17 protein-coding genes are annotated in these 24231 nt (G+C 68.2%); 10 read left to right on the forward strand and 7 right to left on the reverse strand.

The genetic code is table 11. The features are described 5' to 3' along the window. The first annotated feature begins 131 nt into the window (after positions 1-131). Together DFLDMN_RS17735 and DFLDMN_RS17740 are read left to right on the forward strand one after the other, a co-directional pair. The gene (locus DFLDMN_RS17735) at positions 132-932 is read left to right on the forward strand and encodes an AzlC family ABC transporter permease (RefSeq protein WP_423196176.1); all 801 of its coding nucleotides are present in this window, start codon (positions 132-134) and stop codon (positions 930-932) included. Then, positions 929-1267, forward strand: a complete 339-nt coding sequence (locus DFLDMN_RS17740) for an AzlD domain-containing protein (protein WP_423196177.1) — start codon at positions 929-931, stop codon at positions 1265-1267. Before DFLDMN_RS17735 ends, DFLDMN_RS17740 begins: the two co-directional genes overlap by 4 nt. Here DFLDMN_RS17740 and DFLDMN_RS17745 read toward each other — a convergent pair. Further along, positions 1240-2493 (reverse strand): helix-turn-helix transcriptional regulator, encoded by a 1254-nt coding sequence (locus DFLDMN_RS17745; RefSeq protein ID WP_423196178.1) that lies wholly within the window; start codon positions 2491-2493, stop codon positions 1240-1242. The two genes, DFLDMN_RS17740 and DFLDMN_RS17745, sit on opposite strands and share 28 nt — an antisense overlap. A gap of 524 nt (positions 2494-3017) precedes the next feature. Here DFLDMN_RS17745 and DFLDMN_RS17750 point away from each other — a divergent pair. The 7 genes from DFLDMN_RS17750 (at position 3018) to DFLDMN_RS17780 (ending at position 10972) form a co-directional block, all read left to right on the forward strand. Next, a complete protein-coding gene (locus DFLDMN_RS17750) occupies positions 3018-4214 on the forward strand; it encodes a phosphoglycerate kinase (RefSeq protein ID WP_423196179.1) in 1197 nt (398 codons plus the stop codon). Positions 4215-4318: 104 nt separating this feature from the next. Next, entirely contained in the window at positions 4319-5755 is a 1437-nt protein-coding gene (pyk, locus tag DFLDMN_RS17755; RefSeq protein ID WP_423196180.1) for a pyruvate kinase, read from the forward strand. Between the two features lie 139 nt (positions 5756-5894). After that, positions 5895-6959 (forward strand): class II fructose-bisphosphate aldolase, encoded by a 1065-nt coding sequence (gene fba / locus DFLDMN_RS17760; RefSeq protein ID WP_423196181.1) that lies wholly within the window; start codon positions 5895-5897, stop codon positions 6957-6959. Positions 6960-7055: 96 nt separating this feature from the next. Further along, the gene (locus DFLDMN_RS17765; protein WP_423196182.1) at positions 7056-7964 is read left to right on the forward strand and encodes a phosphoribosylaminoimidazolesuccinocarboxamide synthase; all 909 of its coding nucleotides are present in this window, start codon (positions 7056-7058) and stop codon (positions 7962-7964) included. Between the two features lie 20 nt (positions 7965-7984). Then, on the forward strand, positions 7985-8482 hold the full coding sequence (gene purE, locus DFLDMN_RS17770) for a 5-(carboxyamino)imidazole ribonucleotide mutase (protein WP_423196183.1): 498 nt from the start codon (positions 7985-7987) through the stop codon (positions 8480-8482). 146 nt (positions 8483-8628) lie between these two features. Further along, entirely contained in the window at positions 8629-9873 is a 1245-nt protein-coding gene (locus DFLDMN_RS17775) for a 5-(carboxyamino)imidazole ribonucleotide synthase (RefSeq protein ID WP_423196184.1), read from the forward strand. 103 nt (positions 9874-9976) lie between these two features. Then, positions 9977-10972: an L-threonylcarbamoyladenylate synthase gene (locus tag DFLDMN_RS17780; protein ID WP_423196185.1), complete on the forward strand. Its 996-nt coding sequence runs from the start codon at positions 9977-9979 to the stop codon at positions 10970-10972. Between the two features lie 148 nt (positions 10973-11120). Here the strand turns inward: DFLDMN_RS17780 and dacB are convergent, their stop codons facing one another. Then, on the reverse strand, positions 11121-12698 hold the full coding sequence (gene dacB / locus DFLDMN_RS17785) for a D-alanyl-D-alanine carboxypeptidase/D-alanyl-D-alanine endopeptidase (RefSeq protein WP_423196186.1): 1578 nt from the start codon (positions 12696-12698) through the stop codon (positions 11121-11123). Between the two features lie 102 nt (positions 12699-12800). Continuing rightward, complete coding sequence (locus DFLDMN_RS17790) at positions 12801-13277, reverse strand: PACE efflux transporter (RefSeq protein ID WP_423196187.1); 477 nt, start codon at positions 13275-13277, stop codon at positions 12801-12803. A 102-nt stretch (positions 13278-13379) separates the two neighbouring features. Here DFLDMN_RS17790 and DFLDMN_RS17795 point away from each other — a divergent pair, with 102 nt between their 5' ends. After that, positions 13380-14294: a LysR family transcriptional regulator gene (locus tag DFLDMN_RS17795; protein WP_423196188.1), complete on the forward strand. Its 915-nt coding sequence runs from the start codon at positions 13380-13382 to the stop codon at positions 14292-14294. Between the two features lie 6 nt (positions 14295-14300). Here DFLDMN_RS17795 and DFLDMN_RS17800 read toward each other — a convergent pair whose 3' ends face one another. From DFLDMN_RS17800 to DFLDMN_RS17815, 4 genes are all read right to left on the reverse strand, one after another. Beyond that, a complete protein-coding gene (locus DFLDMN_RS17800; protein ID WP_423196189.1) occupies positions 14301-15899 on the reverse strand; it encodes an efflux transporter outer membrane subunit in 1599 nt (532 codons plus the stop codon). Positions 15900-15919: 20 nt separating this feature from the next. Then, a complete protein-coding gene (locus DFLDMN_RS17805) occupies positions 15920-19219 on the reverse strand; it encodes an efflux RND transporter permease subunit (protein ID WP_423196190.1) in 3300 nt (1099 codons plus the stop codon). Next, positions 19219-22395 (reverse strand): MdtB/MuxB family multidrug efflux RND transporter permease subunit, encoded by a 3177-nt coding sequence (locus DFLDMN_RS17810; protein ID WP_423196191.1) that lies wholly within the window; start codon positions 22393-22395, stop codon positions 19219-19221. Before DFLDMN_RS17810 ends, DFLDMN_RS17805 begins: the two co-directional genes overlap by 1 nt. Before the next feature lie 157 nt (positions 22396-22552). Beyond that, positions 22553-23986: an MdtA/MuxA family multidrug efflux RND transporter periplasmic adaptor subunit gene (locus DFLDMN_RS17815; protein WP_423196192.1), complete on the reverse strand. Its 1434-nt coding sequence runs from the start codon at positions 23984-23986 to the stop codon at positions 22553-22555. Positions 23987-24231 lie beyond the last annotated feature (245 nt).

Raw genomic sequence — 24231 nt, forward strand, 5'->3', positions numbered from 1 at the left:
GCAAGCCGACGGGCGCCGATGCAACATTTGTTAAGCGGGCGCTTACCGCGCTGCCGGCCGCCCCTATAATGACGGCTTTGCCGGTGCCTGCGCAGCAAGACGCGAACACCGACGCCTCCCTGCCTCCTTCCATGACGCCCCCAATTTGCACCCCGGTGTGGTTGCGCCTCTGGCATCGCTTTGCCGAGGTCGAGCGCACGGCTTTTGTCGATGGCGCGCGCTATTTCGCGCCGTCCCTGCCCGCGGTGTTTTCCTGGGGCCTGGTGACCGGGGTGGCGATGAGCAAGTCGGTGCTGACGGTGCCGGAAGCGATCGGCATGTCGCTGCTGGTCTATGCCGGCTCCGCGCAGCTGGCGGTGCTGCCGCTGTTCGCGGCGGGGCTGCCGATGTGGACGATCTGGCTGACCGCGGCCGTGGTCAATCTGCGCTTCGTGATCTTCAGCGCGGCACTGCAGCCGCACTTCAGCTACATGCCGCTCTGGCGCCGCACGATCATGGGGTCGTTCAACGGCGACCTGCACTTCGTCTACTTCATGCAACGCTACAGCCGGCCCGGCTACGAGCCCGGCAAGGAAGGCTTCTTCTGGGGCATGGCGCTGACCAACTGCGCGATGTGGCAGGTGTCCTCGATTGCGGGCATCCTGCTCGCCAGCATGTTCCCCGATAGCTGGGGCCTCGCGCTGGCCGGCACCATGGCGCTGATCCCGGTGATGATCGCGACCATCAGCTCGCGCTCGACCATGCTGGCGGTGGTGGTGTCGTCGGTGCTGGCGCTGCTGTGCTTCGACCTGCCGTACCGGCTCAGCCTGGTGGTGGCGGTGGTGGGTGCGATTGCCGCCGGCATGGCCAGCGACGAACTGGCCAACCGTGCCACGCTGCGCGCGATCCGGGCACGCGGCCATGGCGATGGCCGCGCGGGAGACCGGCGATGACGCCGCAACCGCTCGGCCATGTCGAGATCTGGATCGCGCTGGTCGGCATGGCCGTGGTGACCATCATCACGCGCGCGCTGTTCCTGATGGCGGGAGAACGCGTGACCGTGCCGGACCGGCTGCAGCGCGCGTTGCGCTATGCGCCGGCCGCCGCGCTGGCGGCCATCATCCTGCCCGACTTCCTGACCTTCGAGGGGCACTTCGTGCTGGCCCTGGAAAACGACCGCCTGATGGCCGGCATTGCCGCCACCGTGTTCTACCTGGCCACGCGCCGCATGGTCGGCATGATCCTGGTCGGCATGGCGGTCTACACCGCGTTGCGCCTGCTGGTCTGACGCCCCGCCTGCAGGTGGGGCGGCACGCCGGTATGGCTGGCCAGCACGCTCGCCAGCCGCGTGAGCAGATGCGACAGCTGGGCCTGGGTGCTCATGCCGGTCTTGATAAAGATGGATTTGAGCTGGGTGCGGCTGGTCTCGCGCTTGATGCCCAGTTGCGCGCACGCCTCGGGCAGTCCGATTCCGGTCGTCATCAGCGCCGCCAGCCTGGCCTCGGCCGGGGTCAGTGCATAGAGGTCGCGCAGGATGGCGGCCATCGCCGGCGGCGAGGCATTGCCTTCGTACACCACCACCAGCGCCGCCGGCGTCTCGGCATCGGGCCACAGCGGCATCGTAACGATCTGCGCGGTGCGGCCGTCGACGCCGTGCGCGAGCATGGCCTGGGCCGGCATCGGCACCTGTGGGTCGCACACCGTGTGCAGGACGTCCGCAAAGCCGCGCGACAGGCGCCAGCCATGCAGGCCGTGGTTGCCGCCCGATCCGGTTGGGGGGGCTTCCAGCGCGGCCAGGCTCGGGACCTGGCCGGCGCCGCCGACACGCGGCAGCAGCCGGCGCACCCAGGCTTCGCCAGCTTGGTTGGCCTGCAGCAGCTCACCATCGTTGCGCACCACCGCCACCGCGAACGGCAGCCGGTCGATGACGCCGGTCGAGGCGCGGCCGGCGAGGGTGTCGAGGCTGGCCCGGCGCCGCAGCGCCGCAGCCTGCCGCACGTGCGGAATGGCCCAGTCGAGCGCGTGGGCGTCACGGGAGACATACGGCAACTGGTCCGGCGTGCGCAGCAGGCACAGGTAGGTCTCGTGGTCGGTGCCGCGGTCGACCAGGCACAGCATGACCGGGGACTGGCCCACGCCCGCGTCGTTGGCCGCTCTGGTGTCGTCCGTGGGGACATCGAGCTGCCGCCGCGCGTGGGCCATGCCCGCGCGATTCATGCCGATATACCACTGCCCGGTCGCGAGCTTGGCGGTGCGGGCCCATTCGGGTTCCGGTGCGTTGAACTCGTCCGGCGGCGCATTGGCGGGCCCGTCCGTAAGGTCAGTGCCGGTATGCGCGAGCACGTTGGTGCGCAGGCGCCCATGGGCGCGGCTGACGGTAACGATGGAGGCGTAGGCACTGCCGCTCGCATCGCGCAGGCGGGCGAGGCTGCGCCGCCACGCGCTCGCATCGAGCGTGCCTTCGTACAGGATGCGGATGGTCTCGTGCATGTCGGCGGGGCCGGCGGGACTCATGGCTACCCTCGGCGCCGGCTGACCCCGGCCAGACCTGGACGGCGCGGGACAGCGCGGGGACCCCTGACGTCCCCGGGATGCGGCAATGCGGTCATCGATTACCCCTTGCATTCTCGAACGCGCGCCCGCCCGTGAATCGGGGGATCGCGTCGTTTTATAGTTTTATATCGGCGTGCCCCGTCTTGTGAGCGGTATCCGCCATATACCTGTCGGCGTCTTGCCTGTCTGACCTAGCAGACGTTTAGTACATTTGCCCGACATACCCCAAGAGTGGGGGGTGTTACGGCAAGTGCGTACCCTGCTTTGGTAGGGATTTGACAGAAACGCCACGAAATGACGAATCCGTATCCAGTGGCAATTTTCCGGCCGGAATGCAAACGGTCCCCGCCCGGAGCCCCGCCAGGCTCCCACCGGGCAAACCGGAATTCCGCAACGGCGATCAGGTAAAATGCCGGTTTCCCCGATTCACCGCTGGTGGGTGGCCTCAGGCCGCCACAGTCCTGCTCTTATCTGCTCCTATCGCCATGACCTCTGTCCTGCGTCTCACCGATCTCATCTCCCAAGGCAAGATTTCCGGCAAACGCGTGTTTATCCGCGCCGATCTGAACGTGCCGCAGGATGACGCAGGCCGCATCACCGAAGACACCCGGATCCGCGCCTCGGTGCCGGCCATCGAGGCATGCCTGGCCGCCGGCGCCGCGGTGATGGTGACCTCGCACCTGGGCCGGCCCACGGAAGGCGACTTCAAACCCGAGGATTCGCTCGCGCCGGTCGCGGCGCGGCTCGCCGAGTTGCTTGGCAAGCCGGTGCCGCTGGTGGCGAACTGGGTCGATGGCGTGCAGGTGGCGCCGGGCCAGGTCGTGCTGCTGGAGAACTGTCGCGTCAACAAGGGCGAAAAGAAGAACAGCGACGAACTGGCGCGCAAGATGGCGGCCCTGTGCGACGTCTACGTGAATGACGCCTTTGGCACCGCGCACCGCGCCGAAGCGACTACCCACGGCATCGCCCGGTTTGCGCCGGTGGCATGCGCGGGTCCGCTGCTGGCGGCCGAGATCGACGCGCTGGGTCGCGCGCTGGGCCAGCCGGCCCGTCCGCTGGTGGCGATCGTCGCCGGCTCCAAGGTCTCCACCAAGCTCACCATTCTCAAGTCCCTGGCCGACAAGGTCGACCAGCTCATCGTCGGCGGCGGCATCGCCAACACGTTCATGCTGGCCGCCGGCCTGAAGATCGGCAAGTCGCTCGCCGAAGCCGACCTCGTGGCCGATGCGCGCACCATCATCGACATGATGGCCGCCCGCGGCGCCTCGGTGCCGATCCCGGTCGATGTGGTGTGCGCCAAGGAATTCAGCGCGACGGCGGCCGCCACGGTCAAGGACGTCAAGGACGTCGCCGACGACGACATGATTCTCGACATCGGGCCCAGGACCGCGGCGCAACTGGCCGACCAGCTCAAGGCAGCCGGCACCATCGTCTGGAACGGCCCGGTCGGGGTGTTCGAATTCGACCAGTTCGGCAACGGTACCAAGGTGCTGGCCCAGGCCATCGCGGACTCCAGCGCCTTCTCGATCGCGGGTGGCGGCGATACGCTGGCCGCGATCGCCAAGTACGGCATTGCCGACCGCATCGGTTATATCTCGACCGGCGGCGGTGCCTTCCTCGAATTCCTGGAGGGCAAGACGCTGCCGGCGTTCGAGGTGCTGGAGCAACGCGCGGCGGCCTGACCGCGTCGGCGCCCCCGACGGTCGTCTCGCCCCGCGGCAGCACCGTTGCAAAGCTTTCACTGGTTCGACAGGTTCGACAGACCCCGACAGAAGGAGTCGCCCGCATGACCCGCATGACCAAGATCGTCGCCACGATCGGCCCCGCATCGAGCTCGCTCGACATGCTGACCCGCATGATCGCGGCCGGCGTGGACGTGGTACGCCTGAACTTCTCGCACGGCACCGCCCAGGACCATATCGACCGCGCCGCGCTGGTGCGCGAGGCCGCGCAGGCGTGCGGCCGCGAGGTGGCCATCATGTGCGACCTCCAGGGCCCGAAGATCCGTGTCGGCAAGTTCGAGCACGGCAAGATCACGCTCAAGGTGGGCGATCCGTTCATCCTCGACGCCACCTGCCAGCTGGGCAACCAGGAGCGCGTGGGCCTTGACTACCAGGACCTGCCGCGCGACGTCGGCCCCGGCGACATGCTGCTGCTCAACGATGGCCTGATCGTGCTGATGGTGGAGCGTGTGCTCGGCCCCGAGATCTTCACCACGGTGCGCGTCGGCGGCGACCTGTCCAACAACAAGGGCATCAACCGCCAGGGCGGCGGCCTCTCGGCCCCGGCGCTGACGGCCAAGGACATGGAGGACATCAAGACCGCCATGGCCCTCGGTGCCGACTATGTCGCGGTGAGCTTTCCGAAGAACGCCACTGACATGGAAATGGCGCGCCAGCTCGCTGCCGTGGCGGGCCAGCCGCATGGCCACAAGGCGCGCATGATCGCCAAGATCGAACGGGCCGAAGCGATTCGCCCGGGCGTGCTGGAAGAAATCCTGCAGGCCTCCGACGGCATCATGGTGGCGCGTGGCGACCTGGCCGTGGAAGTTGGCAACGCCGCGGTGCCCGCTTTGCAGAAACGCATGATCCGGCTCGCGCGCGAAGCCAACAAGCTGACCATCACCGCCACGCAGATGATGGAAAGCATGATCGTGAACCCGGTGCCGACGCGCGCCGAGGTATCGGACGTGGCCAACGCGGTGCTCGACGGCACCGACGCGGTGATGACGTCGGCCGAGACTGCCGCGGGCCGCTATCCGGTGGAAACGGTCGAAGCCATGGCCGCGATCTGCCTGGAAGCCGAGAAATCGGAAGTGGTGCAGCTCGACACCGACTTCCTCAACCAGACCTTTTCGCGCATCGATCAGTCGATCGCGATGGGTGCGCTGTTCACCGCCTATCATTTGGGGGTGAAGGCGATCGCGGCATTGACGGACTCGGGCGCGACCGCGCTGTGGATGAGCCGTCACCGCATCCATGTGCCGATCTATGCGATGACGCCGAACCTGGCCTCGCAGCGCAAGATGCAGCTCTACCGCAACGTGGTGCCGCTGCCGCTGGAAGCCAGCACGGACCGCGACACCGCGCTGGAGCAGGCCGAAGCGCTGCTGCTGGCGCAGGGGGTGGTCCAGCGCGGCGACTTCATCGTGCTCACGGTGGGCGAGCCGATGGGCCAGCCGGGCGGTACCAATACGTTGAAGATCGTGCGCGTAGGGACTTGACCGACACCGCCTGTGTGCCGCGCCGGACAGACGCGCGCACGCAGGCGTGCGAGCCTGCCGGAGCCACCGGGGGTGCCGCACCGGCCAACCCACGCGCAGAACAATATCGAGACACCCAATTTTTTATCAGGAGTTTGACATGCCACTCGTTTCCATGCGCCAGCTGCTGGACCACGCCGCCGAGAACGGCTACGGTCTGCCCGCGTTCAACGTCAACAACCTCGAACAGGTCCAGGCGATCATGCAGGCGGCCGACGAGGTCAACGCCCCGGTGATCATGCAGGCGTCGGCAGGCGCGCGCAAATACGCCGGCGAGCACTTCCTGCGCCACCTGATCGAAGCGGCCGTGGAGGCCTATCCGCATATTCCCGTGGTGATGCACCAGGATCACGGCCAGTCGCCGGCGATCTGCCAGGGCGCGATCGACCTCGGCTTCTCGTCCGTGATGATGGACGGCTCGCTGCGCGAGGACGGCAAGACCCCGGCCGACTACGAGTACAACGTCGACGTGACCCGCAAGGTGGTGCAGATGGCGCACGCCGTGGGCGTGACGGTGGAAGGCGAACTGGGCTGCCTGGGCTCGCTGGAAACCGGCGAGGCGGGTGAGGAAGACGGCATCGGCGCCGAAGGCAAGCTCGACCACTCGATGCTGCTGACCGATCCGGAGCAGGCCGCCGACTTCGTCAAGGCGACCCAGCTCGACGCGCTGGCCATTGCCATCGGCACCTCGCACGGCGCATACAAGTTCACGCGCAAGCCCACCGGCGACATCCTGGCGATCAGCCGCATCAAGGAAATCCACGCGCGTATCCCCAACACCCACCTGGTGATGCACGGTTCGTCGTCGGTGCCGCAGGAACTGCTGGAAGAGATCCGCAAGTTCGGTGGCGACATGAAGGAAACGTACGGCGTGCCGGTCGAGGAGATCCAGGAAGCCATCAAGTACGGCGTGCGCAAGATCAACATCGACACCGATATCCGCCTGGCGATGACCGGCGCGATCCGCCGCTTCTTCGCCGAGAACCCGAGCAAGTTCGATCCGCGCGAATACCTGAAGCCCGCGCGCGAAGCCGCCAAGCTGGTGTGCAAGGCGCGCTACGTGGCGTTCGGCTGCGAAGGCCAGGCCAGCAAGATCAAGCCGGTGGGCCTGACCGATATCGCCGGCCAATACCAGTCGGGCAAGCTCGCACAGGTCGTGCAGTAAGCCTCAGCCGTTTTCGCAATACCTTGTGTGCCGTCCTGCCCTGACTCGTCACTTGCCCGGGGCAGGGCGGCAAACCACCCGCAGTCGACTCCCATCATGTCCGAAGCCCTCTACGAATCTTCCATTCATTCCCTGCCGCTGCTTGGCCGCGGCAAGGTGCGCGACAACTATGCCGTCGGCGACGACAAGCTGCTGATCGTCACCACCGACCGCCTGTCCGCGTTCGACGTGATCATGGGAGAGCCGATTCCGGCCAAGGGCCGCGTGCTGAACCAGATGGCCAACTTCTGGTTCCGGCGCCTCGCCCATATCGTGCCGAACCATGAGACCGGCGTGACCGCCGAGAGCGTGGTGGCCCCGGACGAAGTGGCGCAGGTGCGCGGCCGCGCGGTGGTGGTCAAGCGCCTCAAGCCGATCCTGGTGGAAGCCGTGGTGCGTGGCTACCTGGCCGGCAGTGGCTGGAAGGACTACCAGGCCACCGGCAAGGTGTGCGGCATTGCGCTGCCGGCCGGCCTGCAGAACGCGCAGAAGCTGCCCGAGCCGATCTTTACGCCGGCCGCCAAGGCCGAGATGGGCGAGCATGACGAAAACATCTCGTTCGAGGAAGTCGAGCAGCGCATCGGCAAGGAGCTGGCGGCGAAGATGCGCGATATCTCGATCCGCCTGTACAAGGAGGCCGCCGAATACGCGGCCACGCGCGGCATCATCATTGCCGACACCAAGTTTGAATTCGGCCTCGACGAAAACGGCACGCTGACGCTGATGGACGAAGTGCTGACCGCCGATTCGTCGCGCTTCTGGCCGGCCGATTCGTACCAGGTGGGGACCAACCCGCCGTCTTTCGACAAGCAGTTCGTGCGCGACTGGCTCGAGGCCGTGCGCATCGACGGCAAGCCGTGGCCGAAGACCGCGCCGGCGCCGCAATTGCCGGAGGACGTGGTCGAGCGGACCGCCGACAAGTACAAGGAAGCCCTGACGCGCCTGACCGGCGAGTCGCTGCAGTAACCGAGCGCGAGGAAGACGACGTGAGCAACGACGCAAAGCCGGTGGTGGGCGTGGTAATGGGCAGCAGTTCCGACTGGGACGTGATGCAGCACGCGGTCGCCATGCTCAAGGATTTTGGCGTGCCGTGCGAGGCGCAGGTGGTATCCGCGCACCGCATGGCCGACGACATGTTCCGCTATGCCGAAGCGGCGCGCGCGCGCGGGATTCGCGCGATCATCGCCGGTGCCGGCGGTGCCGCGCACCTGCCGGGCATGATCGCGGCCAAGACCATTGTGCCGGTGTTCGGCGTGCCGGTGCCGTCGAAGTACCTGCGTGGCGAGGATTCGCTGCTGTCGATCGTGCAGATGCCGAAGGGCGTGCCCGTGGCGACGTTCGCGATCGGCGAGGCGGGCGCCGCCAATGCGGCCCTGCACGCGATTGCAACGCTGGCGACCACCGACGACCAGCTGGCCGCGGCGCTCGAAGCGTTTCGTGCGAGGCAGACCGAAGCGGCGCGCGCGATGAAGCTGCCGGTCTGAACCCGTACGGAAACGTCACCGAACGCCGGCGCCGCTCGCCATAGCCCGCACTTGCGACCGCACCTGCGACCACAATTGTCGCCACACACCCTGTACGCGCTCTGACGAGCGCCGCCGATACCAGCCGCTACCTGCCGATACCTCGCATGGCCACCGATATCCATCCCTACCTGTCCGAAGCCCACACGCCCGAGTCGCGCGCGGAGTTCGGCGTCGATAACCCGAACGCGCCGATCCTGCCCGGCAGCTGGCTCGGCATGCTCGGTGGCGGACAACTGGGGCGCATGTTCACGCATGCGGCGCAGTCGATGGGCTACCGCGTGTGCGTGCTCGATCCCGACCAGGACAGCCCGGCCGGCGCGGTGGCGGACCGCCACCTGTGCGCGCCGTACACCGACGAAGCCGCGCTGGCCGAAATGGCGCGGCTATGCCCGGCGGTCAGCACCGAGTTCGAGAACGTACCGTCGATTTCGCTGGACCGCCTGGAGCAGCTCGGTGCGTTCGTGGCCCCGCGCGGCTACTGCGTGTCGATCGCGCAGAACCGCATCGGCGAGAAGAAGTTCTTTGCCGCCTGCGCCGGACGCACCGGCGTGGCACCCGCCCCGCACTGGGTGATCCAGCACGATGCCGACGTCGACCAGGTGCCCGAGGCGCTGCTGCCCGGCATCCTTAAGACCGCGCGCATGGGCTACGACGGCAAGGGCCAGGCGCGCGTGAAGACGCGCGAGGACGTGCGCGCCGCGTGGCGTGCCATGCAGCATGTGCCGTGCGTGCTGGAGCAGATGCTGCCGCTCGCCTACGAGGTCTCGGTGCTGGCCGCGCGCGGCGCGGACGGTGCCACGGTGACCTGGCCGCTGGCCGAGAACGTGCATCGCGACGGCATCCTGTTCTCGACCACGATGCCGTCGACGAGCGTGTCCGACGAGATCGCGCAGCGTGCGCGCGCCGCGGCGGCGTCGATCGCCAGCGAGATGGGCTATGTGGGCGTGCTCTGCATCGAGTTCTTCGTGCTGACGGACGGCTCGCTGGTGGCCAACGAAATGGCGCCGCGCCCGCACAACTCGGGCCACATCACGATGGACGTGTGCGAGACCAGCCAGTTCGAGCAGCAGGTACGCGCGATGGCGCGCATGCCGCTGGGGCAGACGCGCCAGCATTCGGCCGGCAAGATGCTGAACCTGCTGGGCGATGCCTGGTTCGAGTTCGGCCTCGAACGCACGCCGGCGTGGGACGCCATCCTGGCGCAGCCCGGTGCCAAGCTCCATCTGTATGGCAAGAACGATGCGCGCCCCGCCCGCAAGATGGGCCATGTGAACTGCGTCGGCGAGCAGGCCGAGGCCGCCCAGGCGGCCTTCGTGGCGGCGGCGCAGGCGCTGCATATTCCGCTCTGAGCGAGGGGACGCACCCCGGCGCAGCCTGCCAGGCCCGATCCCGCACCGTATCGATTCCGTACCCGACCCACGCCCGACCCGCACACCGACCCGATTGCCCGCGATGTCTTCCCGTCTCCCCACGGCCGCCGAACTCGACGAAGCCGTCCGTCTGCTCGAAGCTGGCCAACTGGTGGCGTTTCCCACCGAGACGGTCTACGGTCTTGGCGCCGATGCCGAGAACCCGGAGGCGGTGGCGCGCATCTTTGCCGCCAAGGGGCGGCCGTCGAATCATCCCGTGATCGTGCATGTGGTGGACGGCGCCGATATCGGCTATTGGGCCGACGAGGTGCCGGAAGCCGCGCGGCAACTGATCGACGCCTTCTGGCCCGGTCCGCTGACGCTGATTCTCAAGCGTGCCGCGCATATTCCCGCCGCGGTGGCGGGCGGGCAGGACAGCCTGGGCTTGCGTTGCCCGTCGCATCCGGTCGCGCAGGCGCTCCTGTCGCGCTTTCGCCGTGGCCGGGGTGGCATTGCGGCGCCCTCGGCCAACAAGTTCGGGCAGGTGAGCCCGACCACCGCGCAGCATGTGCGCGACGAATTCGGCGATGCCGTCTATGTGCTCGAAGGCGATGGCGTCGATGTCGGCATCGAGTCGACCATTGTCGATCTGTCGCGCCTCGACCAGGGCATCGGCCCGGTGCTGCTGCGTCCGGGGGCGATCACGCCGGCGATGATGGCGGCGGTGCTGGGTACCGCGCCGCTGCCGCCCGATGCGGCCGCGCCGCGTGCCTCGGGCACGCTCCGCGCGCATTACGCGCCGCGCACGCCGCTGGTGCTGGCCGCGGCGTCGGCCTTGCCGGCCTATCTCGCCAGCCTGCCTGCGGATGGACGCCTGGCGTGGGTCGCCGCGGCCGCGCCGCAGGGGCACGATGCGCGATGCGAATTCGTGCCGGCACCGGCCACGCCCGAAGCCTATGCGCGCGAACTCTATCGCCTGCTACGCCGCCTGGACAAGGAGGGCTTCGCGCGGCTCGTGTTCGAGCCGGTGCCCGAGGGCCATGCCTGGGATGGGGTGCGCGACCGCCTGGGGCGCGCCGCGGCCGCGTTCGAAGCCTGAGCCGGCCGCGCGCCGGCAGCGTCCCTGGCGCAGCGCCGGGTGCGTCTCTCAGCGCGTCCCTTACTGCGTCCCTCACTGCGTCCCTCACTGCGCCCCTCACTGCGCCCCTGAGCCCACCCCACGGGCATCCTCGCCGCCTCGCCTGACCTCACGGCGCGCCGCGATACACCCATTGCATCAACGCATCGTGCGCTTCCTGCGCGGCGGAAGCGTTGGGATGATTGATATAGGCCACCACCACGTAGCGGTCGCCATTGAGCGCGTCGACATAGCCGGCGAGCGCCCGCACATCCTGCAGCGTGCCCGTCTTGAGGTACGCATTGCCGGCCGCATGCGCGCGCGTCAGTCGGTTGCGCAGCGTGCCGTCGACGCCGAGAATCGGCAGCGAATCGATCAGGTCATTGCCGACATTGCTGGCCAGCGCCTGCTGCAGCAGGCGTGCCATGTCGTACGCGCTGATGCGCTCGTCGCGCGACAACCCCGATCCGTTCTCGAGCACGAGGTCCGGCATGTCGAGTCCCTGGCGCGACAGCCAGCGCTGGATCACGCGGGCGGAGCGCGCCGTGCTGGCGGGGCCGCTGCGATCGATCTCCGCGCCGATGGTCAGAAACAGCTGGCGCGCCATCACGTTGTTCGAGAACTTGTTGATATCGCGCACGATATCGGCCAGCGGTTCGCCGTAGTGCCGCGCCAGCAGAATCGCGTTGCGCGGCACCTTGCCAGCGCGCACGCCGGGCGGATGGGCGAAGGTACCGCCCGCGCGCTGCCATTCGGCGACAAAGCCGCCCCAGATGAAATCGCTGTGGGACAGCGTTGCGAGGTTGACGACATGCTCGCCGCAGTCCGTCGAATAGCTGCCGTCGAAAGACGCCACGACGGTGCCGTCGGGTTGCGGCATGATGGCCGGGTTCGCGCCCGTGCGCCAGTCACCGCAGCGGCCGTTGCGCAGCGTCAGGCGGTTGTCGACGCGCAGTTGCGCCAGCGCCGGCGTGACCGACACCGCGACCGAGCGCGTGGCGGGATCGGGACTGATGGTGAACGAGAGGGTCTTGAACGAGTAGAGCAGCGCGTCCGGGCTCACGTTGTAGGCGCGCGTGGTTTCGCCGTCGATGGTGCCGTTGCCGTCGAGGCCGTCCGCAAAGTAGCTGCGGTCCAGCACCAGATCGCCGTTGATGTTGCTGACGCCGTAGCGGCGCGCCTGCGACACCAGCTTGGCCATTTCTTCGGGCACGAGCTTGGGATCGCCGTGGCCGCGCAGATAGAGGTTGCCGTTGAGCGTGCCATCGGGTTCGGGCGCCGCATCGGCATAGAGGGAGGTCTGCCACCGATAGTCGGGACCGAGCAACTGCAGGCCGGCAAAGGTGGTGACCACCTTCATGGTCGAGGCCGGGTTCATCGGCTGCTGGGCGTTCCAGCTCGCGCGCGCGGACGGCGCGCCGACCTTGACGACGTAGAAGCTGGCTGCCGAGAGCGGCACATTGGCGCGCCGCAGCGCGGTCAACACGGTGGCGGGCAGGCCCGCGCGCAAGGCGGCGGGATCGATCGCGGCGACCCGTTCGGCCGCGGCGGGGCGTGCGGCTCGGCCCGGGGCGGCGCTCGCCACCGCTGCCTTCGCCGCATGGGACTTGGCGGATCGTGCGGGTTTGGCGTGGGCGAGGGGACCGGCCGCGAGCGCGGCGGCAAGGGTGACAACGAGGGCGAGCGGCGGCAGGTGACGATTAGGCATGGCGACGATGTTAACGCATGCCGTGTGCGGCGCGGATGACGTGGAGTGAGGCGTTACGGGCTTAATTTGCCGGCGAAGTCGGCATCACGCCGCACCGCGCGCTTACTCCGGGCATTGGCGTGGTGCCGTCTGGGTCCCAAGCGCGGTATTGCTCGCGTCCGGCGCATGACGCGGCAGCGGAAACACCAGGTCGTAGGCCCAGTTGTAGATCAGCGCGTAGACCATGTAGAAGCCGGCCACCGCGATGTCCATCACGAACGCGTCGAACAGGCTGATATCGAGATACCACGCCACCGAGGGCAGGAACACGATCAGCAGGCCGCCCTCGAACAGGATCGCGTGCAGCACCCGGATCGCCGGGGTCTTGTGGACCTCGCCGCGCAGCCGCAGCATGGTCTTGTCGAACATCAGGTTGTAGACGTAATTCCAGCCGGCCGCGATCAGCGACGCGACCGCCCCGATCAGCCCCATCTGGTGAAGCGCGAAGCCGAACACCCAGCTGGCCAGTGGCGCAAAGGCCATCAGGCCGATCAGCTCGAAGCCGATGGCATGTCGGATGCGGTCTCCCGTGGTACGCATGATGCTCTCCTGCAATCGCAATGCCGCAAGTCTATCTGCTGGAGTGCTATTGCCAAGTTGGATACTATCGGTTTATCCGATGGATGGACGTTGGGAGCCGCCATGAGCCTATCGCTGGACCAGTTGCAGGCCTTTGTCGCTGCCGCCGAGACCGGCTCGTTTTCCGCCGCCGCGCGCCGGCTTGGCAAGGCGCAGTCGGTGGTCAGCGCCGCCGTGGCCAATCTGGAAATCGACCTCGGCAACGCGTTGTTCGATCGCCGCGCGCGCTACCCGGTGCTGACCGCGGCGGGCGAGCGGCTGCTGGCGGAGGCGCGCGTGATCCTGGAGCGCTGCGAGCATTTTCGCGGGGTGGCCAAGAGCCTGGGCGAGGGGGTGGAAACGCGCCTCGTGCTCGCGGTGGACGAGCTGTATCCCGAGGAAGTGCTGGGCGTGCTGCTCGAAGAATTCTCGCGGCGCTTTCCGGCCGTGGAACTGGAGCTGCTGTTTCCGTTGATGGAGGACGTGAGCCGCCTTGTGCTGGGCCAGTGCGCGGACCTTGGCATCATGTGGCGCCAGGAAATCCTGCCGCCCGAACTCGCGTTTCATGCGCTCGGCTGGGTGCCGATGCCGATCATCTGCGCGCCCGATCACCCGCTCGCCGCGCAGCCGCGGGTCGACTGGGAGGAGCTCAAGCGTTACCGGCAACTGATGGTGGCCACCCGCAGCGACAGCGAGGAGAAGAAGCGCCTGCGCGTCGCGGCCGACGTCTGGTGGGTCGAGAGCCAGTGGGTGATCGTCGAACTGGTCAAGCGCGGGCTGGGCTGGGCCTTCGTGCCGTGGCACGTGGCCGCCAACTCGCCGGCGGCGGCGCAGCTGGTATCGCCCAAGCTGGCCTTCCAGGAGCAGGACTGGCCGGTGGCGATGGAGCTGGTGTGGCACAAGCAGCGTCCGCTCGGCAAGGCCGCCACCTGGCTGCGCGAGCGAGTCAGGCAGCAGCCGCTGCCGGTGCCGGAGGGACGCCGCGACGTCGCCGCGTGAGCGGACTCAGGGCTTGACCGCCGCGCCCCGCGTCGCGCGCGCGGTATCGGTATCGGTATCGGTGGCGGTCGCGGTCGCGGTGGCGGTGGCGGTAGTGGACGCGGTAGCAGACGCGGTAGCAGACGCGGTATTGCCCATGGTATCGCTCGCGATAGCGGTCCCGTTATCGGTTTCGCCAGCATGCCAGCCGCCGCCCAGCGCCGCAATCAGGATCACCGCGGTGGTGTACTGCCGGCCCGTGATCGACAGCGCCGTACGTTCCGCGGTGTAGGCCGCCGTCTGCGCCGTCAGCACATCGAGCAGGGCCGCGGTGCCGGCCTTGTAGCGGTTGTTGACGAGCGCCAGCGCCTCGCGCGCCGAGCGCAGCGCGTCGTTCTGCACCACGCTTTCCTGCTCCAGCAGCCGCGCGGCGGCAAGATTGTCCTCGACCTCCTGGAACGCATTGAGCACGGTCTGCCGGTAGTTGGCCACGGTCTGGTCGTACGCCGCCACCGCCTGGGCCTTGTTGGCGCTGCGCAGGCCGCCGTCGAAGATGGCACCGGCCAGCGACGGACCGAACGACCAGATGCGGTCGGGCAGCGACAGCCAGCGCGCGAGCGTGGCGGCGGTCAGGCCGCCGGTGGCGGACAGCGACAGCGTGGGATAGTACGCGGCCTGCGCCACGCCAATCTCGGCGTTGGCGGCCGCCATGCGGCGCTCGGCGGCGCCGATGTCGGGGCGGCGCTCCAGCAGTTGCGACGGCACCGCCACCGGTACGCGCGGCAGCGCATCGTCGAAGTCGATGGCGGACAGCGTCAGTTCCGAGGGCGAGCGGCCGATCAGTACCGCGATGGCGTGTTCGAGCTGCGCGCGCGTGATCTGGATATCGATCTGCTGCGCCTGCGCCGACTTGAGCTGGGTTTCGGACTGCAGCACATCGGAGCGCTGCGCGGTGCCCACCGCATACTGGTTCTGCACGAGCTGCAGGGACCTCTGGTAATCGGCCACGGTGCGGTCGAGCAGCGCACGCTGGGCATCGGCGATGCGCAGCAGGAAGTAGCTCTGCGCGAGCGTCGACTGGGTCGACAGCAGCGCCGCGGCGAGGTCCGCCTGGCTGGCCTGCGCGCTGGCCGTGCTGCTTTCCACCTGGCGCCGCACGCGGCCCCACACGTCGATTTCCCAGTTGGCCGAGAACGTGATGCTCTGGCCATTGCGGATATTGCCGGCCTGGCTGCTGTTGCTGCTGCCCGAGCGCGATGCGCTGGCGCTGCCGTCGAGCGTCGGGAAGAAGCCCGCGCGCGCGGCGCGCAGCGCGCCCACGGCCTGGCGGTACTGGGCCTCGGCCGCCTTGATGTTCTGGTTGGAGATGCGCACCTGTGCCATCAGCGTGTCGAGATCGGGGTCGTTGAACACGCGCCACCAGTCCGCGCGCGCGACCTGGTCCTGCGGCTCCGCGGGCTTCCATGCGCCGGCCCACGCGGGCATGTCGGCGCTGGCCTCCTTGAAGGCGGCCGAGGTCGGTGCATCGGGGCGCTGGTAGTCGGGGCCGACGGCGCAGCCGGCCAGCAGCAGCGCGGCTGCGAGGGCGGCCACCCGTAAGGCGGGGGAGCGTTGCATCTGGGTCATGCGTCGGGTCATGAGTCGCATCAATGTTCGAGTCGTGGCGCGGCGCCGGTGCCGCGCTGGCGGCGCGCGCGCCATCCCTGTACCTTCAGGCGCCAGCGGTCGAGGGTCAGGTAGACCACCGGCGTGGTATAGAGCGTCAGCAGCTGGCTCACCAGCAGGCCGCCCACGATGGAAATGCCGAGCGGGGCGCGCAACTCGGCGCCGTCGCCGCGGCCGAGGGCAAGCGGAATCGCGCCCAGCAGCGCGGCCATGGTGGTCATCAGGATCGGGCGGAAGCGCAGCAGGCAGGCGCGGTGGATGGCGTCGCGCGGCGACAGGCCTTCGCGCCGCTCGGCGTCGATCGCAAAGTCGATCATCATGATCGCGTTCTTCTTGACGATGCCGATCAGCAGGATCACGCCGATCAGCGCGATGATGCTGAACTCGGTCTTCGATGCGAGCAGGGCCAACAGCGCGCCCACGCCAGCCGACGGCAGCGTGGACAGGATCGTGAGCGGATGCACGTAGCTTTCGTACAGGATGCCGAGCACGATATAGATCGTGATCAGCGCGGCCAGGATCAGGATCGGCTGGCTCTTGAGCGAGTCCTGGAAGGCCTTGGCGCCGCCCTGGAAGTTGGCCTGCAGCGTTTCGGGCGCGCCAATGCGCGCCATCGCGTCGCGGATCGCATCGGTCGCCTGCGACAGGGAAAATCCCTCGGCCAGGTTGAACGAGATGGTCGAGGCGGCGAACTGGCCCTGATGATTGACGCCGAGCGGGGTACTGGTGGGCACCACGCGCGCGAACGCGGACAGTGGCACCTGCTTGCCGCCGCCCGTCACGACGTAGATGTCCTGCAGCGCGTGCGGACTCTGCAGGTACTCCTGGCTCAGCTCCATCACCACGCGATACTGGTTGAGCGGATGGTAGATCGTGGACACCAGCCGCTGGCCAAACGCGTCGTTGAGCACCGCGTCCACCTGCTGCGCGGTCACGCCGAGCCTGGAGGCGGTATCGCGATCGATGATCACCGAGGTCTGCAGGCCCTTGTCGTTGGTATCGGTGTCGACGTCCTCGATGCCCTTGATGTTGGAGATGGCCGCGCGCACCTTGGGTTCCCATGCGCGCAGGGTCTCCAGATCGTCGGACTGCAGCGTGAACTGGTATTGCGAGCTGCTCTGGCGGCCGCCGATGCGGATGTCCTGCACCGGCACCAGGAACAGGTTGGCACCCGGTTCCCTGGCCAGCTTGCCGCGCAGCCGCGCGATGATCGCATCCGCGCTTGCCTTGCGCTCGGACAGCGGTTTGAGCGTGACGAACATCTGGCCCGTATTGCGTTGCGATCCACCCGTGAAGCCGGTCACGTTGACCACGGCCGGGTCCGCCCGCACGATTGCGATGAAGTTGTCGAGCTTGGTGCGCATGGCCTGGAACGAGGTGGCCTGGTCGGCGCGGATAAAGCCGATCAGGCGGCCCGTGTCCTGTTGCGGGAAGAAGCCCTTGGGCACGATCACGTAGAGGTAGACGTTGAGCACGATGGTGGCCAGCAGCACCAGCCACACCAGCAGGCTGTGGCGCAGCGCGACCGCGAGCGAGCGCGCGTACGCCGCATGCATCCAGTCGAACACGCGCTCGCTCGCCTGGTAGAAGCGGCCGCGCTTCTCCTCCTTCACCGGGCGCAGCAGCCGCGCGCACATCATCGGCGTGGTGGTCAGCGAGACCACCAGCGAAACCAGGATCGCCACCGACAGCGTGATGGCGAACTCCTGGAACAGGCGGCCGACGATGCCGCCCATCAGCAGCAGCGGAATGAATACCGCGATCAGCGACAGGCTCATCGACAGCACGGTAAAGCCCACTTCGCGCGCGCCGCGCAAGGCGGCGGCGAGCGGCTTCATGCCGTCCTCGATATGGCGCGAGATATTCTCGAGCACCACGATGGCATCGTCGACCACGAAGCCGGTGGCGATGGTCAGCGCCATCAGCGACAGGTTGTTGAGCGAGAAGCCGGCGAGGTACATCACCGCGAACGTGCCCACCAGCGAGACCGGTACCACCACGCTGGGAATCAGCGTGGCGCGCACGTTGCGCAGGAACAGGAACACCACCATGATCACCAGCGCCACCGAGATCATCAGCGTGTGCTCGACTTCCCGCAGCGAGGCGCGAATGGTAGGCGTGCGGTCCAGCATCACGTCCATCGAGATATTGGCGGGGATCATCTTGCGCAGCTGCGGCAGGATGTCGTTGACGCGGTCGACGGTCTCGATGATGTTGGCGCCGGGCGAGCGGTTGAGCACCAGCAGTACCGACGGCTTGCCGTTGGCCGAGCCCGCGTTGCGGATGTCCTGCACCGAGTCGGTCACGGTGGCCACGTCCGACAGGCGCACCGGCACCGCGAATGCATTGGGGCCGCTGTTGCCGTTGTTGCCGCCGGTGGCGCCCGTGGTGATGGTGGTGGTGCCGCTGCTGGTGGTCAGCGTGGTGGTCGTCACGCCATTGACGGTCTTGGTGCTGACGTTGCCGCCGGCGGCGGCATTGGCGGTGCTGGCGATCAGCGCCCCGGCCGAAGCCGACGAGAACGTGCCCGGCGTGGCGTAGCGCACGATCAGCGGCATGTAGTCCCTGGCTGCCATGGCCTGGTCGTTGGCGTAGACCTGCCAGTTGTTGCGGTCGTTCTCGAGCACGCCGAGCGGACGATTGGCGTTGGTCGCGCTGATGGTGTTGCGCACATCCTCGAGCGAGATGCCGTACTTGTTGAGCGCGGTCGGATTCAGCTCGACGCGCACGGCCGGCAGCGACGAGCCGCCGATCGTGACCTGCCCGACGCCTTCCACCTGCGACAGCTTCTGCGCGAGGATGGTGGAGGCCGCATCGTAGAGCTGTCCGCGCGTCATGGTCGGCGAGGTCAGCGCGATGATCATGATCGGCGCGTCGGCCGGGTTGACCTTGCGATAGGTCGGGTTGTTGGGCAGGCTGGTGGGCAGCGTCGCGCGCGACGCGTTGATGGCCGCCTGCACGTCGCGCGCGGCGCCGTCGATATTGCGCGAGAGGTCGAACTGCAGCGTCACGCGCGTGGAGCCGAGCGAGCTGGTGGAGGTGATCTCGTTGACGCCGGCGATGGTGCCGAGTGCGCGTTCGAGCGGCGTGGCCACGGTGGCCGCCATGGTCTCGGGGCTAGCGCCCGGCAGCGATGCCGACACCGAGATGGTCGGAAAGTCGACCTGCGGCAGCGGCGAGACCGGCAGCAGCCGCAGCGCCGCCAGACCGGCCAGCAGAATGCCGATGGTGAGCAGCGCGGTGGCAACCGGACGATGGATGAAGGTGGCCGACAGGTTCATCAGGCGTGCGGCTCCTGTGGACGTGGCGCGCCGCTGCCATGGCCGCCGTCGCCGGCATCGCCATGGTCACCATGGTCGCCGTGCTCCGGGTCGCCGAACCTGCGCCGGCGCCAGTCGTTGAGGCGCATGGCCACGCGGTCGAACGCGAGGTAGATCACCGGCGTGGTGAACAGCGTCAGTACCTGGCTCACCAGCAGGCCGCCGACCATCGTCACGCCGAGCGGCCGCCGCAGTTCCGAGCCGATACCGGTGCCGAGCATCAGCGGTAGCGCGGCGAGCAGGGCCGCCATGGTGGTCATCAGGATCGGGCGGAAGCGCAGCAGGCAGGCCTGGAAGATCGCGTCGCGCGGCGCCATGCCGCCCTCGCGTTCGGCCTCGAGCGCGAAGTCGATCATCATGATCGCGTTCTTCTTGACGATGCCGATCAGCAGGATGATGCCGATGATCGCGATGATGCCAAGGTCCTGGCGCGCGATCAGCAGCGCCAGCAGCGCGCCCACGCCGGCCGACGGCAGCGTCGACAGGATCGTGACCGGATGGATGGTGCTCTCGTACAGCACGCCGAGCACGATATACATGGTGATCACGGCGGCCAGGATCAGCCACAGCGTGTTGGACAGCGAGGCGCTGAACGCGAGCGCGGCGCCCTGGAATTCGGTCGCCATCGAGATCGGCAGGCCGATTTCCTGCTCGACGCGCTTGATCTTTTCCACCGCGGCGCCGAGCGACGCGCCGGGTGCGAGGTTGAACGAGATGGTCGCGGCCGGGAACTGGCCCTGGTGGTTGATCACCAGCGGGCCGGTCCGCTCGCTGATGCGCGCGATCGAACCCAGCGGCACCTGGCCGCCCGACGACGACGGCAGGCGCAGCTCGGACAGCGACTGCGGCCCGGTGCGGAACTGCGGCATGGTCTCCAGCACCACGCGATACTGGCTCGCCTGCGTGAAGATGGTGGATACCAGGCGCTGGCCGAAGGCGCTGTACAGCGCACTGTCGATCACCGCGGTAGTGATGCCGAAGCGCGCGGCGGCATCGCGATCGATCTCGACGTACGCGCGCAGGCCATTGTTCTGCTGGTCGCTCGTCACGTCGCGCAGTTCCGGCTCCTGGCGCAGCCGGTCCACCAGCTTCGGTACCCAGTCGGCCAGCACGGCGGGATCGGGGTCTTCCACGGTGAACTGGTACTGCGTGCGCGAGACGCGGTCCTCGATGGTCAGGTCCTGCACCGGCTGCATGTAGAGCGAGATGCCGCCAAGCTTCTGCGCGGCCTCCTGCAGGCGGTCCATCACCACGTTCATGCTGTCGCGCTCGTCCTTCGGCTTGAGGTTGATCAGCATGCGGCCCGCGTTGAGCGTGGTGTTGGTGCCATCCACGCCGATGAACGACGACACGCTGGCCACCGCCGGGTCCTCGAGGATGACCTTCTGCACGGCCTCCTGCTTGCGGCCCATGGCGGTGAACGAGGTGGTCTGCGCGGCCTCGGTAATGGCCTGGATCACGCCGGTGTCCTGGGTCGGGAAGAAACCCTTGGGCACCACGAGGTAGAGCAGGCCGGTCAGCACCAGCGTGCCGATGGCCACGATCAGCGTGGCGGTCTGGCGCGCCAGCACCCATTCCAGCGCGCGGCCGTAGCGGGCGATCACGCTGTCGAAGAAGCGGCCGGTGGCCTGGTGGAAGCGCGACAGGTTCTCCTCGGGCACATGGCGCAGCAGGCGCGCGCACATCATCGGCGTGAGCGTCAGCGAGACCACCGCCGAGATCAGGATCGATACCGCCAGCGTGATGGCGAACTCGCGGAACAGCCGCCCCACCACGTCGCCCATGAACAGCAGCGGAATCAGCACGGCCACCAGCGAGAACGTCAGCGAGATGATGGTGAAGCCGATCTGCTTCGAGCCCTTGAGCGCCGCCGCCATCGGCGAGTCGCCTTCCTCGATGTAGCGCATGATGTTCTCGATCATCACGATGGCGTCGTCCACCACGAAGCCGGTCGCGATGGTCAGCGCCATCAGCGTGAGGTTGTTGATCGAGAAGCCGGCGAGATACATCACGCCGAAGGTACCCACCAGCGAAAGCGGTACCGCCACGCCGGGAATGATGGTGGCCGGCACATTGCGCAGGAAGACGAAGATCACCATCACCACCAGCGCCACGGCCAGCAGCAGCTCGAATTCGACGTCGGCCACCGACGCGCGGATGGTGGTGGTGCGGTCGGTCAGCTGCTGCACGTGCACCGAGGCCGGCAGGGCGGCCTGCAACTGCGGCAGCAGCGTCTTGATGCGGTCCACCACCTCGATCACGTTGGCGCCGGGCTGGCGCTGGATATTGACCACGATCGCCGGCCTGGCATTGGCCCATGCCGCCAGCCGCGCGTTCTCGGGGCCATCGACGATGTCGGCCACGTCGGTGATGCGGATCGGCGCGCCATTCTGGTAGCCGATGATGATCTGCTTGTACTCGTCGGCCGAGCGCAGCTGGTCGTTGGCGTCGATGGTCGAGGCGCGCGCCGGACCGTCGAAGCTGCCCTTGGCGCCATTGACGTTGGCACTGCCGATCGCGGTGCGCAGGTCGTCGATCGACATGCCGAGCGCGGCCAGCGCGGTGGGATTGGCCTGGATGCGTACGGCCGGCCGCTGCCCGCCGCTGATGGTGACCAGGCCCACGCCCTGGATCTGCGAGATCTTGGCGGCCACGCGCGTATCGACGATGTCCTGCAGCTTGATCAGCGGCAGGGTGTCGGAGGTCATGGCGAGCGTCATGATCGGCGCGTCGGCTGGATTGACCTTGCTGTAGACCGGCGGCGCGGGCAGGTCGGCCGGCAGCAGGTTGCTGCCGGCGTTGATCGCGGCCTGGACTTCCTGCTCGGCGACGTCGAGCGACAGCGAGAGCTCGAACTGCAGCGTGATGACCGAGGCGCCGCCCGAGGACGACGAGGACATCTGCTTGAGGCCCGGCATCTGGCCGAACTGGCGTTCGAGCGGCGCGGTCACCGACGAGGTCATCACGTCCGGACTCGCGCCTGGATAGAGCGTGGTGACCTGGATGGTCGGGTAGTCCACCTCCGGCAGCGCCGACAGCGGCAGCAGGCGGAATGCCACCAGCCCGGACAGCAGGATGGCGAGCATCAGCAGCGCCGTGGCGACCGGCCGCTCGATGAAGATGCGTGACGGATTCATGCCGCTTTTCGACTCCTTGGCTGGGCGCGCCGCTTATTGCTGCGGGCGCTGGCCGACATTGCCGGCGGGATTGGCGGGCGTGTTCCGGGTGGGGTCGCCGGTGACATCGGCATCGCGCTGGCGCCGCGCCTCGGCCGCGGGCGCACTGGCGCCACCGCTACCGGCGCTGCCGCGCGGGCCGCCATGGGCCCCGCTGGCCCCTCCCCCAGTTGCCGCCGCCCTCGCCGTGGCGCCGCCCGCGCGCGCGCGGCTGGCTGGCCGGCACCAGCTGCGCGGCGCGCGCGGCCGGGTCCACCGCCTCGACGGTCATGCCTTCCTTGAGCCGGTCCGCGCCGTCGACCACCACGCGCTGGCCTGGCTCCAGTCCCTTGGTCACGGCGGTATGGCTGCCGTCGCTCGGGCCCAGCATCACGGTCTGCACGCGCACCGTGCCGTTGTCGTCGACCACGTAGACGAAGGTACCCTGCTGGCCGCGCTGGATGGCCGCGACGGGAATCACGGTGGCATCCTCGAGCGTATCGATGCGCGTGCGCACATTGACGAACTGGTTCGGGAACAGCATGCCGTCCTTGTTGGCAAACTCGGCCTTGAGCTTGACGGTGCCGGTCGTCACGTCGATCTGGTTGTCGGTGGTCAGCAGGATGCCTTCCGCCAGGCGGTTGCGGGCCTGCCGGTCCCATGCCTGCACGGGGATCTTCTCGCCGGCGTTGAGTCGCTTGAGCACCTGCGGCAGGTTGTCCTCGGGAATGGTGTACAGCACGGTGATCGGCTGGATCTGCGTGATCAGCGCGATGCCGTTGGTGTCGCCGGTATTCACGATATTGCCGGCGTCGACCTGGCGCAGGCCGATGCGTCCCGACACCGGCGCCACGATGCGCGTGTAGCCGAGCTGGATGCGGGCGTTGTCGACATTGCCCTGATCGGTCTTGACCGCGCCTTCGTACTGGCGCACCAGCGCGTCCTGGGTGTCGACCTGCTGGCTCGAGATCGAGTCCTGCTGCAGCAGGGTCCGGTAGCGCTTCTGGTCGAGGCGCGCGTTCTGCAGCAGCGCCTGGTCGCGCGCCAGCTGGCCCACGGCCTGGTCGAGCGTGGCCTGGAACGGGCGCGGGTCGATCTCGGCCAGCACGTCGCCGGCCTTGACCATCTGGCCCTCGCGGAACAGCACCTTGACGAGCGGGCCCGACACCTGCGCGCGCACGGTCACGTTGGCCAGCGGCGTGACATTGCCGAGACCGTTGAGCACCACATCCATGTTGCGGCGGGCCACGGTGGCTACCACCACCGGCGAGCGCGGCATGGCATTGGGCCCGCCCGGGCCGCGGCGGCCCGCGCCGGCGCCGCTGGCGCCGCCGGCGGGGCCGGCCTTGCCACCGGCTGCCATATCCGCGCCGGCCCGGTGACCAGTCCACCAGTACCAGCCAGCGCCGGCCAGCACCACGATCACGGCGGCCGCGATCCAGGTGCGGCGGCGCGACGAGGGCGCGGAATCGCGCGGTCCCTCAGGCTGCCGGGGGGGCCGGGGTGGCTGGGATGCGGGTGGCGAAGGCGGCGTGGGTGGGGGAGGCGTTTGACCGTGTTCGGGTTGGGACATGACCGGGATCCTGGGAGCGGCACGTAAAACATTGACGTGCCAACGGTATTCGCACCGCAGCCGGCGTCGATCGGCGACCGGCCGTATCGGAGTGTCCGGGAGCGTCCTACAGCGCTGGCCCTGTCGAGGCTCCGGGGCGACCACGTGTGCGAAGTTGCAGAAGTATGCCGTATCGCGTTGCCTGTGCGCCCGCTCGGTGGGAGGGGTGGCGTCGCGACGCGGAAGCCGTGCGGTGCCGATGATGG

Origin of the sequence: Cupriavidus sp. H19C3 (assembly GCF_049393815.1) — a bacterium.
In the GTDB taxonomy this organism is placed as follows: Bacteria; Pseudomonadota; Gammaproteobacteria; order Burkholderiales; family Burkholderiaceae; genus Cupriavidus.